At 72.4% G+C, this 14,624-nt stretch carries 10 protein-coding genes; 7 read left to right on the forward strand and 3 right to left on the reverse strand.

The genetic code is table 11. From position 1 onward, the window contains the following. Positions 1–48 precede the first annotated feature (48 nt). On the forward strand, positions 49–528 hold the full coding sequence (locus GA0070619_RS03730) for a hypothetical protein (protein WP_088946764.1): 480 nt from the start codon (positions 49–51) through the stop codon (positions 526–528). Between the two features lie 65 nt (positions 529–593). Here the strand turns inward: GA0070619_RS03730 and GA0070619_RS03735 are convergent, their stop codons facing one another. Next, entirely contained in the window at positions 594–842 is a 249-nt protein-coding gene (locus tag GA0070619_RS03735) for a DUF2277 family protein (RefSeq protein ID WP_088946765.1), read from the reverse strand. A gap of 404 nt (positions 843–1,246) precedes the next feature. Between GA0070619_RS03735 and GA0070619_RS33740 the strand changes: the two genes are divergently transcribed. The 5 genes from GA0070619_RS33740 to fxsT are packed head-to-tail and all read left to right on the forward strand — an operon-like array spanning position 1,247 to position 10,168. Then, complete coding sequence (locus tag GA0070619_RS33740; RefSeq protein WP_269458555.1) at positions 1,247–3,520, forward strand: FxsB family cyclophane-forming radical SAM/SPASM peptide maturase; 2,274 nt, start codon at positions 1,247–1,249, stop codon at positions 3,518–3,520. Beyond that, a complete protein-coding gene (locus tag GA0070619_RS03745; protein ID WP_231927252.1) occupies positions 3,504–4,328 on the forward strand; it encodes an AAC(3) family N-acetyltransferase in 825 nt (274 codons plus the stop codon). Before GA0070619_RS33740 ends, GA0070619_RS03745 begins: the two co-directional genes overlap by 17 nt. Before the next feature lie 46 nt (positions 4,329–4,374). Further along, positions 4,375–5,034, forward strand: coding sequence for a TIR-like protein FxsC (locus GA0070619_RS03750; RefSeq protein WP_157743893.1), 660 nt, complete (start codon positions 4,375–4,377; stop codon positions 5,032–5,034). Further along, entirely contained in the window at positions 5,031–6,302 is a 1,272-nt protein-coding gene (locus tag GA0070619_RS03755) for a TIR-like protein FxsC (protein WP_088946768.1), read from the forward strand. Before GA0070619_RS03750 ends, GA0070619_RS03755 begins: the two co-directional genes overlap by 4 nt. Beyond that, positions 6,299–10,168, forward strand: a complete 3,870-nt coding sequence (gene fxsT, locus GA0070619_RS03760) for an FxSxx-COOH system tetratricopeptide repeat protein (RefSeq protein WP_088946769.1) — start codon at positions 6,299–6,301, stop codon at positions 10,166–10,168. The genes GA0070619_RS03755 and fxsT overlap by 4 nt, the downstream gene beginning before the upstream one ends. A 65-nt stretch (positions 10,169–10,233) precedes the next feature. Here the strand turns inward: fxsT and GA0070619_RS03765 are convergent, their stop codons facing one another. After that, positions 10,234–11,142: an alpha/beta fold hydrolase gene (locus GA0070619_RS03765; RefSeq protein ID WP_231927253.1), complete on the reverse strand. Its 909-nt coding sequence runs from the start codon at positions 11,140–11,142 to the stop codon at positions 10,234–10,236. 220 nt (positions 11,143–11,362) lie between these two features. Here GA0070619_RS03765 and miaB point away from each other — a divergent pair, with 220 nt between their 5' ends. Further along, a complete protein-coding gene (gene miaB, locus GA0070619_RS03770) occupies positions 11,363–12,856 on the forward strand; it encodes a tRNA (N6-isopentenyl adenosine(37)-C2)-methylthiotransferase MiaB (protein ID WP_088946771.1) in 1,494 nt (497 codons plus the stop codon). A gap of 100 nt (positions 12,857–12,956) precedes the next feature. Here miaB and GA0070619_RS03775 read toward each other — a convergent pair whose 3' ends face one another. Beyond that, entirely contained in the window at positions 12,957–14,546 is a 1,590-nt protein-coding gene (locus GA0070619_RS03775; protein ID WP_088946772.1) for a cellulase family glycosylhydrolase, read from the reverse strand. Between the last annotated feature and the right edge of the window lie 78 nt (positions 14,547–14,624).

Below are 14,624 nucleotides of genomic sequence, written 5' to 3' on the forward strand. Positions count from 1 at the left end.
AAGGCCCGATTCGGAGGCCGGTGGGGACGAACGCAGCGAGGAGGCGGAATGACCGAGCTGTGGAACTGGAGAATCGACGGGGCTCAACCCGTGGAGGTCTACCCGGCGCTGGCCGAGGCGCTTGGCCGGGTGGTGATGCCGCTGGCGGTGGCCGACCCGGCCCGGTTGCCGGCGTACGCGGTGGTGTGTGACGTCTGGCAGGCGCCGGGCGAGTTCGCGACGGTGGTGGATTGCTACGGGGTGCCCGATCAGCTCCCCGAGCACGCCAGCATCGCCGCGCTCGCACGACTGCTGGGCCGCAACTGCCTGTTGCGCGACGACACACTCGACGCGGGCCGGCACCTGCTCGTGGCTCCGGACGGCACGGTCCGTCCGGTGCATTTCGACGTGCGGGACACCGACGACGGTGAGGTGCTCAGCAGGTGGCGGCTCTGCACGCTGGGCGACCCGGGCTGCCGGGGCTGGTCGCAGTGTCACCGCTCACGTTGGGCGCCCGACACGGTCGCCCCGGCGCTCGCCGCGGCCTGACCCTCTCCAGGGTCAGGTCCCGGTCGGCCGGGGTGCCGCGCCGGTCCGTCAGACAGGGCTGGCGTTCAGTGGGAGGCGGTGGCCTGCCGGTCCGGGGTGCCCGAGCCGGCACCCCGCACCACCAACTGGTCGAGCAGGGTGCGGGTCGCCTCGGCCACGGTGGCCACCGCGGCGTCGAACGCGGCGGCGTTGTGCGCGGCGGGCGCCCGGAAGCCAGAGATCTTCCGGACGTACTGCAGCGCCGCCGCCTCGACGTCCGCGTCGGTCACCTGCGGGGTGAACGGCTCACGCAAGGTCTTGATGCTCCGGCACATGTGCGCTCCTCTCGGGTTGCCACTCGTGGTGCCGATGGCTGTACCGACGGTGACACTGGGTCGATATTTGTCTATCCTGGTCACGGACCAGAGCCTTTCGAGCCATTCTCGCCGCTCGCGCCCCCAGCGCCCCGGGCCCCCGGAGACTCATTGTGGACCATGCCCCCACCCGCTCACCCCGTCCCGACCCAGATGACCTCGCACGCAGCCTGCACACCCCGTTGGATCGGATCGTCGTCGAGCACGCCGATCTGATCGAGGCGATCCGCAGGCGCGTCGTCGCGGGCCAATCGGTCCCGTCCGGCAGCGTGCCCGTCGCCGCCTTCAACTCGTCCATCTGAGCGATGGTCTGCCGGTGCGGTGCGCCCGGAGCGGGCGGATCCTGCCGGCCGATCAGCCAGTTCGTGCTGAAGGTGCACAGTCGGTGCGACCTCAGCTGCGACCACTGCTACGTCTACCAGCACGCCGACCAGACCTGGCGGGGCCGACCGGTGCGGATGCCACCGGCGACGGTCCGCGCTGCCGCACGGCGCATCGCCGAGCACGCCCGCGAGCACGAGGTGCCGGACGTGCACGTGGTGCTGCACGGCGGTGAGCCGCTGCTGCTGGGTGCCGCCGGGCTGCGCGAGGTGCTGGCCGAGCTGCAGGCGGCGATCACCCCGTGGACGCGGCTCGACCTGCGCATGCAGACCAACGGTGTGCTGCTCGACGAGGAACTGTGCCAACTGCTCGTCGACTACGACGTGCGGGTCGGTGTGTCGTTCGACGGCGACCGTGCCGCCAACGACCGCCACCGGATCTTCGCCCACGGCGGCAGCAGCCACGACCAGGTCCGGCGGGCCCTGGCCCTGCTCCGGCGACCGGCGTACCGCAGCAGCTACGCCGGCATCCTCTGCACTGTCGACGTCCGCAACGATCCCGACCGGGTCTACGAGGCGCTGCTGGCCGAGAGTCCGCCCCGGGTCGACCTGCTGCTGCCCCACGCCACCTGGGACCACCCACCGGAGCGTCCCGGCCCCGGCTCCACCCCGTACGCGGACTGGCTGGGGCGGATCCACCGGCGGTGGGTGGACGACGGGCGCCCCGGGTCGATCCGGCTGTTCGAGGCGCTGATGCCGGGTGGCGGCGGCACCGAGGCGTTCGGCCTCGCGCCGGCCGACGTGCTGGTGGTCGAGGCCGACGGCACCTGGGAGCAGGTCGACTCGCTGAAGACGGCATACCATGGCGCGGCCGGCACCGGGTTCGACGTGTTCGACCATTCGGTGGACGAGGCCGCCCGGCATCCCGGGGTGGCCATCCGACAGGACGGCGTGCAGGGGCTCTGTGCCACCTGCCGGGCCTGCCCGGTGGTCGACCGTTGCGGCGGAGGCCTGTACGCCCACCGCTGGCGCACCGGCTCCGGCTTCGACAATCCCTCGGTCTACTGCGCCGACCTGCTCAGCCTGATCGACACTGTGGACGCCTACCCGGCGCCCGGCCACGTCGCGCCCAGCGTGTGGTCCGCCGCCTCTCCGGTCGACGACCTGCTGGACGACCTGGCGACCGGGCACGGGTCGCCGCAGACCGTGAGACGAATCGCCGACGACCAGTTGGCCATCACCCGGATGCTGTTGGCGGCCTGTCGGGAGTTGTCCGACAGCGCGGCCGCCTGGGAGGTGCTCGCCGACCTTGAGCTGAAGGCGCCGGAGGCGGTCCGAGCGGTCCTGGAGCACCCCTTCGTCCGCCCGTGGCTGGTGCACCGCCTCGACCCGTCGGCCCGGTCCGGCGCCCGCGCGGCTGCCGACCCCCTGCCGGCCCTCGCCGTCGCCGCGGCCGTCCGGGTGGGCGTCCCCGTCACTGTGGACGTCCCGGTGCGGGCCGACGCGATCACGGTGCCCACGCTCGGCAGCCTGCTGCTGTCCGGTCTGGGGGAGCACGCCGAGGTGACAGTCCTGCCCGGTGGGTTCCGGGTCCGGGGCGGGTCGGCGGACCGGACCGTCCTCCTCGACACGGTCGAGCCGTCGGCCGGCTGGCGACCGGTGCGCGACGTGCCGACGCCGGCTGGTCGGCTGTCCATCGAGGACGGCGATCCGTACCGGGACTGCTACGGCCAGCCGGTGGCATCGCGCCTGGACACCCCGGCCGCGCAGGCGTTGGGCCGTACCCTGGTCGAGGCCTGGCAGATCGTGCGCCGGGACGTGCCGGCGCACGCGGCGGCGCTCGACGGCGGTCTGCGCGCCGTCGTGCCGCTGGCACCCGACCCGGCGCGACCACTGCGCAGCGCGACCGCCCGGCACGCGTTCGGCGCGGTCGCCGTCACCCCCCATCCGGACCCGGAGACGATGGCGGTGCTGCTCGTGCACGAGTGGCAGCACGCGAAACTCGGTGCCGTGCTCGACCGGTACGACCTGGTGGCACCCGGGCACAGCCCCCGGATCACGGTGCCGTGGCGCCCCGACCCGCGGCCACCCGAGGGGGTCCTCCAGGGGGTGTACGCCCACCTGGCCGTCACCCAGGTGTGGCGGGCCCGGGCAGCGACCGACGGCGGGGAAGCGTCGGCGCACGCCGCCCGTTACCTGGCGTGGACCCGGGACGGCGCCGACGCGCTGCTGGCCAGCCGGTCGCTCACCACGGCCGGTGAGCGGTTCGTCGGTCAGCTGCGCCACGCCCTGGAGGAGACCGGTGTCGGGTCCCGATGAACGGCATCTGCCCGCCCTGGGCCGTCCCCACCTTGCCGACGATCTGCGGGCGTTGGGCGTACGCCCGGGTGTGTGCCTCCTGGTGCACTGCGGTCTGCGCCGGGTGGGCCCGCTGGAGCACGGTCCCGCGACCCTCGCCGGCGCCCTGCGGGACGTCCTCGGCCCGGCCGGCACGCTGCTGGTGCCCACCCAGACCGACGGCAACTCGACCACCTCCCGGGCCCACCTGGCGGCCGTCGCCGGGATGGACCGGGCGCAACGCGAGCGGTACGAGGCGGCGCTGCCGGGCTGGGACCGCCAGACCACGCCCTCGCAGCGGATGGGCGTGCTCGCCGAGTACGTCCGCTGTGCCCCCGGTGCGGTTCGCAGTGACCATCCCCAGACCTCGTTCGCCGCGCTCGGCCCTCGGGCCCGGCAGCTCACCGACGGCCACGATCTCACCTGCCACCTGGGAGAACGCTCACCGGTGGGTGGCCTGTACGCGGCCGACGGGCAGATCCTGCTGCTCGGCCTCGGTTACGAGGCGTGCAGCGCCCTGCACCTGGCCGAGTACCGGCTGCCGGTGCCGACGCCGGAGCGCGACTACCGCTGTTTCCGGCTCGTCGACGGCCGCCGCGTACGTCTCGACTTCCGCGGGCTCGACCTGGACGACCGCGACTTTCCGCGGGTGGGTGCCGCGCTCGACGGCACACCGATCGTCCGGCACGGGCGGGTCGGGCGGGCCCAGGCTCGCCTGCTGCCGGCGCGAGCCGCCGTGGACTTCGCGGTCGGCTGGTTCGCCGCGAATCGCCTGGCAGCGCAGCGTTGACGCGGGGACTACGCTGATGTTCCGGCCGCGTGGGGAGGGCGGAGGGGTGAGCACAGTGGACGCACCCTCCAGACTGCGCGCCCCGCTTTTCTTCATCAGCTATTCCCGGGCCCCGGTCGGCCGCGCCACCGGCAAACCCGCCGAGTACGTCTCCCGGTTCTTCGAGGACCTCTCCGTCCACGTCAGTGAGCTGGTCGGCCCGGTGACCGGAGTGGACGCCGGCTTTCTGGACAGCTCCATCGCCGGCGGTGAACGGTGGAGCCCGGAGCTGCTCCAGGCCGCCGGCACCTGCCAGGTCTTCGTCCCGCTGGTGTCCAGCGCGCTGCTCGGCAGTGACTGGTGCGGCCGGGAGTGGGACGCGTTCTCCCGCCGGACGATCGTCCCGCGGCACAGCTCCGCCTCGCCCCACGAGACGGCCATCGTGCCGGTCACCTGGTCGCCGACGAACGGCACGGCGCTGCCCCGGGTGCTCCGCGACATCCAACGGTTCACCCCGACCGCCGTGCCGGATCCCGACATCGCGGTGCACTACCAGCGGGATGGGGTCTACGGGTTGCTGACCATGCAGTGGGAGAACGCGTACCGGGCGGTGGTCTGGCGGCTCGCCCAGCGGATCGTGGCGATCCACCGGTCGTACGTGGTGCAGCCCTGGGTGCCGGCGAGCGTGGACGAGCTGTGCAACCGGTTCAACGAGGAGCCGGGATGAGCCCGCCGACGGACCGGCGCCGACCGGCAGCGCGCGGGACGTACTTCTTCCTCAGCTACGCCCACTCGGCACCCCCGCCGGGCGCCCGCGCCGACGCCGACGTCTGGGTCGGCCAGTTCTTCGCCGACCTGTCCGACGAGGTGCGGCGCCAGGCGCGACCGGTGGCGGGGATGCGGATTGGCTTCTTCGACCAGCACATCCCGTTGGGCGCCGACTGGAAGGCGGCTCTCGCGGAGGCGCTGGGCGACGCCGAGGTCTTCGTTCCGCTCTACTCGCCCGGCTACTTCAGTCGCCCGTGGGCGTTGGGGGAGCAGGAGTCCTTCCGGGCCCGGCTGGCCGCCGCCGGGTCGGCCCGGCTGGCCGCCGGCCACCTCACCCCGGTGCTGTGGATCCCGTTCCCACCGTGGGAGACGCATCCGGAGCTGGACGGCGCCCTGGACCTGGGCCGGGACGTCCCGGCATACGCCGAGGACGGCCTGCGGGCGTTCTGCATGCTGGCCTCCTACCGGGCACAGTACGAGCTTCTGCTGAGCCGCCTGGCCAGCCGGATCGTGCACACCGCCGAGCGGCGACCGCTGGGTCCGTCCCGCGCGCCGGGCCTCGACGAGGTCGTCCGCCCGGGGCCGACCGACCCGGACTTCGTCGTCGCCGTCCTGGCGCCGACCCGGGACCACCTGCCGACCGACCGCGACCCCGCCGGCTACGCGGCCAGCGGCCGGCTGTGGCGACCGTACGGGCGCCGCCAGGAGCTGCCCGCCGCCGAGTACGCGGCCAGCACCGCCGAGCGGCTCGGGCTGTCCGCCCGCACGGCGGACTTCGCGCAGGCCGCCGGGCTGCTCGATCGCCGACCGGCCGTGCTGCTTGTCGACCCGTGGATCGCGGCCTCGCCGGACGCCGCCGCGATCCTCTCCGGCCAGCTGCACGGCCTGCGGGAGTGGGTGGTTCCACTGGTGGTCACCGACGACGACGACACCCAGGACGCCAGCCGGTGGGCGACCGAGGTGACGCAACTGCTGCACGACGCCGGCCTGCCCCAGGTCAAGCGGGCGTGCAGCATGCCGGAGTTCGTCGACCTGATGCCGGCGCTGGTCACCGAGGCTCGCCGTCAGTTCCTCAAGTACGGCCCGGTGGTTCCCTTCGAACCGCCGCCGGAGCCGGTGCCGAGCCTGCGTGACGGCCTGCCGCCGGCCGGCTCGACCGTCACCCCCGATCCCGCGTCCACGCCTGACGATCCGGCCCCATTGCGTCCCCACGGAGAAAACCGATGAACAACGATCGCGAAGGCCAGGTCGTCACCTTCTACTCGTTCAAGGGTGGGACGGGCCGGACGATGGCGTTGGCCAATGTGGCCTGGATCCTCGCGGCCAGTGGCCGGCGGGTGCTCGTCGCCGACTGGGACCTCGAGTCACCCGGCCTGCACCGCTTCTTCCACCCGTTCCTCGACGCCGAGGCGATCCAGGGCACCAGCGGTGTGATCGACATGATCCGCGACTACGAGTGGGAGACCACCCGGGTCGACGACCGGCCGGACCGCTGGATGGAGCAGTACGCCCGGGTGGGGCGGCACGCCTTCTCGCTGCGCTGGAACTTCCCCGACGGCGGGGGTCTGGACTTCCTCTCCGCGGGCCGGCAGAACAGCGACTATGCCGTCTCGGTGAGCGGGCTGGACTGGGACAACTTCTACAACCGGCTGGGCGGTGCGCAGTTCTTCGAAGCGCTGCGGGCGGACATGAAGCGCCAGTACGACTTCACCCTGATCGACAGCCGGACAGGGTTGAGCGACGTCGCCGACATCTGCACACTGCACCTTCCGGACACGCTGGTCGACTGTTTCACCCTCAGCGACCAGGGCATCGACGGCGCGGCCCGGGTGGCGCACTCGGTACGCGACAGGTACCGGCGGCGTGACATCCGCGTCCTGCCGGTGCCGATGCGCGTCGACCAGGCCGAGAAGGAGCGGGCCGAGGCGGGTCGTCTGCTGGCCATGCGGCGGTTCGCCGGGTTGCCCGCGGGCATGACCGAGGCCGAGCGGCGGCGCTACTGGGCTGCCGTCGAGGTCCCGTACCGGCCGTTCTACGCGTACGAGGAGACACTGGCGACGTTCGGGGACCCGCCCGGCTCGCCGACGTCGCTGCTGGCCGCGTTCGAGACGTTGACCGGGATCCTCACCGACGGCGCGGTGACCGCGCTGCCGCTGATGGACGAGTCGGTGCGGGAGCGGGGCAAGGCCCGTTTCCGTCGACGCACCGAGGCGATCGACGACCAGATCGTGCTCCGGTGTGCGCCGGAGGACGCCATCTGGGCCGAGTGGCTGGAGCGGGTGCTCAGCTCGGCGGGGTTGCGGGTGGTGGAGCCCACGGCCGCCGTCGGGTCCGCGGGCACGCCCGCGCCGCGCACGCTGACAGTGGTCTCGCCGGCCTACGTGGCGACGCCGTCCGGCGGTCTGCCCGACCGGGACACCAGCACCGGTTCCACGGCGCTCGCCGTGTACGTCGCCGACCTGCGCCCGCTGGCGGAGTTCCCCTCCCAGAGCTCCACCAACCTGGTCAATGTGAGCGCGGCGACCGCCGTGGAGCGGGTGTTGCGGCTGGTCGGCCGGCCGGTGCCGTCGTCTGCGGACGGCCCGGCGGGCGGGAGCACCCGTTTTCCCGGCACCGAACCGTTGATCTTCAACGCCCCCAACCGGAACGCCCGGTTCACCGGCCGGGAGGACGACCTGGCCCAGCTGCGCGCGCAACTGCAGAGCGGGGGCAGCGCGGTGGTGCTGCCGGTCGCCCTCCAGGGCATGGGCGGCGTCGGAAAGACACAGGTGGCCCTGGAGTACGTGCACCGTTACAAGACCGCGTACGACGTGGTCTGGTGGATCGTGGCGGACCCGCCGCAGTTCGTCGACACCGCCCTGGCCGACCTCGCCAGCCGCCTCGGCATCCTCGCCGGGCCGACCGTGCCCGACACGGTCCGGTCCGTGTTGCAGGTGCTGGGCCGGGGCGAGCCGTACGAGCGGTGGCTCGTCGTGCTCGACAACGCCGAGGAGCTCGACCAGATCGAGCCCTTCCTGCCCCAGGGCCCCGGGCACGTCCTGCTGACCTCGCGCAACCGCGCCTGGGGTGACCGGGCGAACCCGATCCAGGTGGACGTCTTCAACCGCACCGAGAGCGTCGCGCACCTCGCCCAGCGGGTGCCCACGATCAGCGCCGAGGAGGCCGACCGGGTGGCCGAGGCGCTCGGCGACCTGCCGATCGCGGTGGCGGCGGCTGGCGCGTGGTTGGCCGACACCGGCACGTCGGTCGCCGACTACCTGCGGCAGATCGAGCGGCACGGCCCCAGCGCGCTCTCCGTCGAGGCGACCTGGGACCTGTCGCTGAACCGGCTGCTCGACCAGGCGCCCGCCGCGTACCGGCTGTTGCAGCTCTGCTCGGTGCTGGCCCCGGAGATCGCGCTGGAGCTGATCTACAGCGACGAGATGGCGGCGGCCCTCGTGCCGTTCGACCCGTCGGTGTCGGAACGGCTCGTCCGCGGTGCGCTGGTCCAGCAGATCAACCGGCTCGCCCTGCTCAAACTCGACGTCCAGGGCGGCCGGGTCCAGGTGCACCGGTTGTTGCAGGCGGTCGTGCGCGACCGGATGACCGACGACGAGATCGACGCGGCCCGACACCAGGTGCACCTGGTGCTGGCGGCGTCCCGGCCCCGCGGTGACGTGGACGACCCGACCACCTGGCCCCGGCTGCGGATGCTCTGGCCGCACCTGGAGGTCTCCGAGGCGTTGAACTGCCCCGACGAGTCGGTGTGTCAGCTGCTCATCGACCGGGTCCGCTACCTGTGGCAGCGCGGCGGTCTGGACCAGGCCGACGGGTTCAGTCAGGAGGTGGACGAGACCTGGTCCGCCCGGCTCGGCGACACGCACGAAGAGGTCGAGGCGTCCGCGCTGGGTCGACAGTTGCTGCACCTGCGCTTCAACCGCGCGAACATCCTGCGCAGCCTGGGCCGGTTCGACGAGGCCCGGGACCTGGACGAGGCGGTGCTGGCCGAGCAACGCCGGCTGCTCGGCCCGATGCACCCGCACAGTCTGATGACCGCCGGCAGCCTCGGCGGTGACCTGCGCGCGCTCGGCCGGTACGCCGAGGCGCTGGAACGGGACCGGTCCACGTACGCCTCCTGGCTCCAGGTGTTCGGCGAGGACCACCCCCGGACGTTGAGCGCGGCCAACAACCTCGCCGTCTCCTACCGGCTGGTCGGCGACTACCGGTCCGCCCGCAGGTGGGACGACGAGGTGCACCAGCGGCGGCGGCTGGTGCTCGGCCCCACCCACCCGTACACCCTGGTCTCCGCCGTGCGTCTGGGCAGCGACCTGCGGGAAGCCGGTGAGTACGAGCGGTCGGTCACCCTGCTGCGCACCGTGTACGACACGTACTGCGAGGTGCTCGGGCCGGACGACGGCCAGAGTCTCGCCGCGCAGGTCAACCTGGCGGTGTCACTGCGCAGCGCCGGCCGGGGAGCCGAGGCCGCGCCGATGTTCGAGACGGCCTACCGCGAGCTCGACGAACGCTTCGGACCGGACAACCCGGACACGGTGGCGTCCCGGTCGAGCCGTGCGGCGAACCTTCTGGCCGTCGGCGACGCGGCCAGGGCGTTCACGGAGATGACCGCCGTGAGCCAGGCGTACGAGGAACAGCTGCGCCTCGGCGCGGAGCACCCGCACACGCTGGCGACGCTGAGCAACATCTCCGCTGCTGAGCGCGCGCTCGGGCGCAGGTCGGATGCCCGTGCGTCGGCGGCCCGGGCCTCCGGCGAGCTGCGCAAGGTGCTCGGCCCCGACCACCCGCACACCCTTGCCGCGGACGTGAACCACGCGGTGTGCCTCGCCGAGGAGGGGGAGTGGGACTCGGCGCGGGAGCGACTGCGGGAGACCGCCGGTCGCCTGGCCACGGTGATCGGCGCGGATCACCCCGACACGCTGCGCTGCCGCGGTGATCTCTCCCTGGTGTCGAGGCGGGCCGGTGGCGAGGCCCCCGCCGAGGACGTCGGCGCGGTGGCGGACCGGCTGGCCGAGGTGATCGGCCCGGAGCATCCGACGGTGCAGACCCTGCGTGAGCGGCGGTTCGTCGTCCGGGTGATCGACCCGCACACGATCTGACCGGGGTTGGTCCGGCGGGGTGGGTCAGGTCCGCCTCGCCGGGCCGAGCACTGAACGACTGTCGGTCAGACCCGCGGGGTGGTCGCGAGGTCCGGCGTGGCCAGCCAGCTGAGGGTCTGCGGCAGGATCTCCACAGCGCCGAAGTGCGCGGCGCCGGGCTGCACCTGGACCTCGGCCCGCGAGATCCGCGAGGCGAGCCAGTGGGAGTGCTCCACCGGCGAGAAGCGGTCCTGCTCGCCGTGCCAGAGCCGGACCTCCGCGCGGATGGCGCTCAGGTCGAACCCCCAGCCACGCCGTATCGCCAGCACGTCGTCGATCCAGCCCTCGGGGCCGTGCCGCAAAGCCTCGGAGTACATGTCGGTCAGCAGTCGGCGGATCGCGACGTCGTCGACGACCCGGATGTCCTCGTCGGGCAACTGGGGGCGCAGGAAGTCCAGCAGCGTCATCGGGTCCCGCCGGGCCTCCTCCGCGCGGACCTTCAGGTTGAGCGTGAGCTCGGCCAGGTCCTCGTCGGCCTGCCCGTAGTCCTCCACGTTCGACTCGGCCATCCCGGCGTACCAGTCCAGGTCGGGTGCACCGGCCGGGGCGAGCCCCACCAGCACGGCGGCCCGGGTGACCCGGTCCGGCAGCAACGCCGCACAGGCCAGGGCGTGTGGACCGCCACCGGACCGGCCCACCACCGCGAACCGCTCGATGCCGAGGTCGTCGGCGATCGCCGCCACGTCGGCGGCGGCGTCGGCGACCCGCCGACCCTCGTGCCGGTCGGAGTCGCCGTAACCGGGCCGGTCGTAACAGACGAGGTGCACGCCGAGGCGGTAGACGACGATGCCCCGGGGCCGGGGGCCGCTGCGACTCCCCGGGGTGCCGTGCAGCAGGAAGACCGCAGGACCGTCCGGCGAGCCGGAGGTCTCCACCGCGAGGTGCCGCCCCTCCGGGGTGGTGACGGTGCGCTGTGCCGCATCTTGTCGCGTCACGGTTGGCCTCCCGCGGGTCGTCATGTGCTCCCCCGTGAATGGAGCCGCGCATTGTCGGCGCTGAGTGCAAAGCCCCCGAAACCGCCCAGAACACATTCTTGTTGTGCAGCGTACTGCCCGTCGTGGATGCCCGCTATGGGCCGCCGGGTCAATGCCGGTGGGTTGGGGCCGCCGAGCGGGCCGCTACCCTGGTAGCCCGAGGGGAAGGGGCACCAAGAGGGTGGCTAGGACCTACAACGTCGTGACGTACGGCTGCCAGATGAACGTGCACGACTCTGAGCGCATCTCCGGCCTGCTCGAACAGGCCGGCTACGTGCGCGCGGTGCCCGCCGACGACACCCCGGACATCGTCGTCTTCAACACCTGCGCCGTCCGGGAGAACGCCGACAACCGGCTCTACGGCAACCTCGGTCGGCTGCGCCCCGTGAAGGACAAGCACCCCGGGATGCAGATCGCGGTCGGCGGCTGCCTGGCCCAGAAGGACCGGGGCGAGATCGTCCGCAAGGCGCCCTGGGTGGACGTCGTCTTCGGCACCCACAACATCGGCTCGCTGCCGGTGCTGCTGGAGCGGGCCCGGCACAACGCCGCCGCCGAGGTGGAGATCCTGGAGTCCCTCGACGTCTTCCCCTCCACGCTGCCCACCCGCCGCGAGTCCACGTACGCCGGGTGGGTGTCGATCTCGGTCGGCTGCAACAACACCTGCACGTTCTGCATCGTGCCCGCGCTGCGCGGCAAGGAGAAGGACCGCCGTCCCGGCGACATCCTCTCCGAGGTGCGCGCGCTGGTCGACGAGGGCGTGCTGGAGGTGACCCTGCTCGGGCAGAACGTCAACTCCTACGGGGTGGAGTTCGGCGACCGGTACGCGTTCGGCAAGCTGCTGCGGGCCTGCGGTGACATCGACGGGTTGGAGCGGGTCCGGTTCACCAGCCCGCACCCGAAGGACTTCACCGACGACGTGATCGCCGCGATGGCCGAGACGCCGAACGTCTGCCACTCGCTGCACATGCCGTTGCAGTCCGGCTCCGACGACGTGCTCCGGGCGATGCGCCGGTCCTACCGCTCCGAGCGCTACCTGGGGATCATCGAGAAGGTCCGGGCGGCGATGCCGGACGCGGCGATCACCACCGACATCATCGTCGGCTTCCCGGGTGAGACCGAGGCCGACTTCCAGCGCACCCTGGACGTGGTCCGCGAGGCCCGGTTCTCCTCGGCCTTCACCTTCCAGTACTCGAAGCGCCCCGGCACCCCCGCAGCGACCATGGACGACCAGTTGCCCAAGCAGGTCGTGCAGGAGCGCTACGAGCGGCTGATCGAAACCGTCGAGGAGATCACCTGGGCGGAGAACAAGCGCCTGGTGGGCGAGACCGTCGAGGTGCTGGTCGCGGTCGGCGAGGGCCGCAAGGACGAGCGCACCGGCCGGATGTCCGGTCGGGCCCGCGACGGCCGGCTCGTGCACTTCGCGACCGACACCGCGGACGGGGAGTCGCTGGCCGACCAGATCCGCCCGGGTGACATCGTGCACACCACGATCACGTACGCCGCGCCGCACCACCTCAACGCCGACGGCGCGCCGGTGGCGCACCGGCGCACCCGGGCCGGCGACGCGGCCGAGGCGGGGCGCTCCCCGCGTACCCCCGGGGTGTTGCTCGGTCTGCCCACGATCGGCGCACCGCCGGTCGTTGCCGCACCGACCGCCGGCTGCGCCACCCACTGAGCACGCGAGGGCCCCTTGTCGTCGCACCACGACAAGGGGCCCTCGTTCAGACCGGCGCCGGCGGACGACCGACGCGGGAAGCGCCGGCCGTCCCGACAACTCAGCAGCTGGCGCCGTTGAGCTTTACCGTGCCCGGCGCGCTGGCGGTGCCGTTGGCGGTGAAGCCCACGGTGACCGACCCGCCCGCCGACAGCGACGGGGCGTGCCCCGGCGCGGCCGCGGTGATCGTCGTGCCGGACTGGGAGACCGTGGCGTTCCAGCCACTGCCCAACGTCACCCCGGACGGCCAGGTCCAGGTGACCGACCACGGGTTCACCGCGGCGGAGCCGGTGTTCTTCACTGTCAACTCACCCTGGAAGCCGCCCTGCCAGGCGTTGACCTGCCGGTAACTCACAGTGCAGGCGCCGGCGGGCGGGTCCGTCGGTCCGTCGGGCGGTGGGGTGGTGGTGCCGCCACCGGTCGGCGCGATCAGGTACGGCTGGAGGATCGCCTGCTTGGTGGTGTTGATGTTCGTCCAGTCGTCCAGCGCGATGCCGCCGGTGTCACCCGAGTTCGGGTTCCACGACCAGTAGGTGAAGGACATCCCGGTCACCCCGGTGCCGGTGTAGGCCATCAACTTCTCGAGCCACACCCTGTCCTTCGGGTCCGCCAGGGTGCTGCCGAACTCACCCATCATGATCGGCGCGATGTTCTGCTTGTACAGGTAACCCCAGTACTTGTCCCAGATGGCCGGCATGTTCGCCGGGTAGTCCGGGGCGTCGAACCAGCTCTGTCGGTAGACCGAGGTGGCGTACTCGTGCGGCGAGTAGACCAGGCGGTTCGCCACGTTCAGCCGTACCGGGAACTGACCGGCCTTGGACAGGTTGCCACCCCACCAACCACAGTCCTCGTCGTTGCTGGTGTCGCCGTCCCACACGTTGGAGAGGCCACCGCTGGGGCAGCTCACCCCCTCCACGAAGATCAACCAGTTGGGTTGGACGCCGAGGATCGCGTTACCGGCCCGCTCGGCGGCGAGCCGCCAGTCCCGGGTGGTGTCGCCGCAACCCCAGCACGCGCCGGTGGCCGCCGGGTTCGTGCCCTCGGCGTGCGGCTCGTTGTGCAGGTCCGCGCCGATCACCGTGGGGTTGCCCGCGTACCGCTGGGCCAGCATCTTCCAGTCGTTGATCCAGGTCGCCTCGGAAACCGTCGGCGTGTACCACAGCGGCGACTGCCCGGCCGCCGTCGGCCGGTGCCGGTCCAGGATGATCCGCATCCCCTTGCTGCCGGCGTAGTCGATCACCTTGTCCAGGATCTGCAACGGCGACAACCCGACCAGATCCGGGTTGACGAAGTCGTTGACCCCGCTGGCGGTCGCGCCCGGCTTCAGCGCGTCGTTCGAGTACGGCACCCGCAACGTGTTGTAACCCAGCCGGGCCATCGTGTCGAGCTGCCCCCGCCACGGGTTGTTCGACCACAGCCCGTGGAAGGTTTTGTTGTCGGTCTCCATGCCGAACCAGTTGATACCGGTCAACCGGACCGTGGCGCCGGTGCTGTCCACGATCTGATTGCCGCTGGTGTGCAGATAACCGGTGCCGGTGCCACCCGGCGCGGCGACCGCCGGACCGGTGCTGACCGCGACGGCGACGAGCGCGCCAGCCGCGGCGGTGGCGAGCGCGGCCAGCGCGCCGCCGAAAGAGGTGGGACGGTGCATGCGAGCTCCACTTCGGATGCCCGACGCCGCCGTCGGCGGCGCGGGCGGAAGACCGGGGGAGGCCGTCCGCCCGTCACG

Origin of the sequence: Micromonospora zamorensis (assembly GCF_900090275.1) — a bacterium.
Taxonomy (GTDB): domain Bacteria; phylum Actinomycetota; class Actinomycetes; order Mycobacteriales; family Micromonosporaceae; genus Micromonospora; species Micromonospora zamorensis.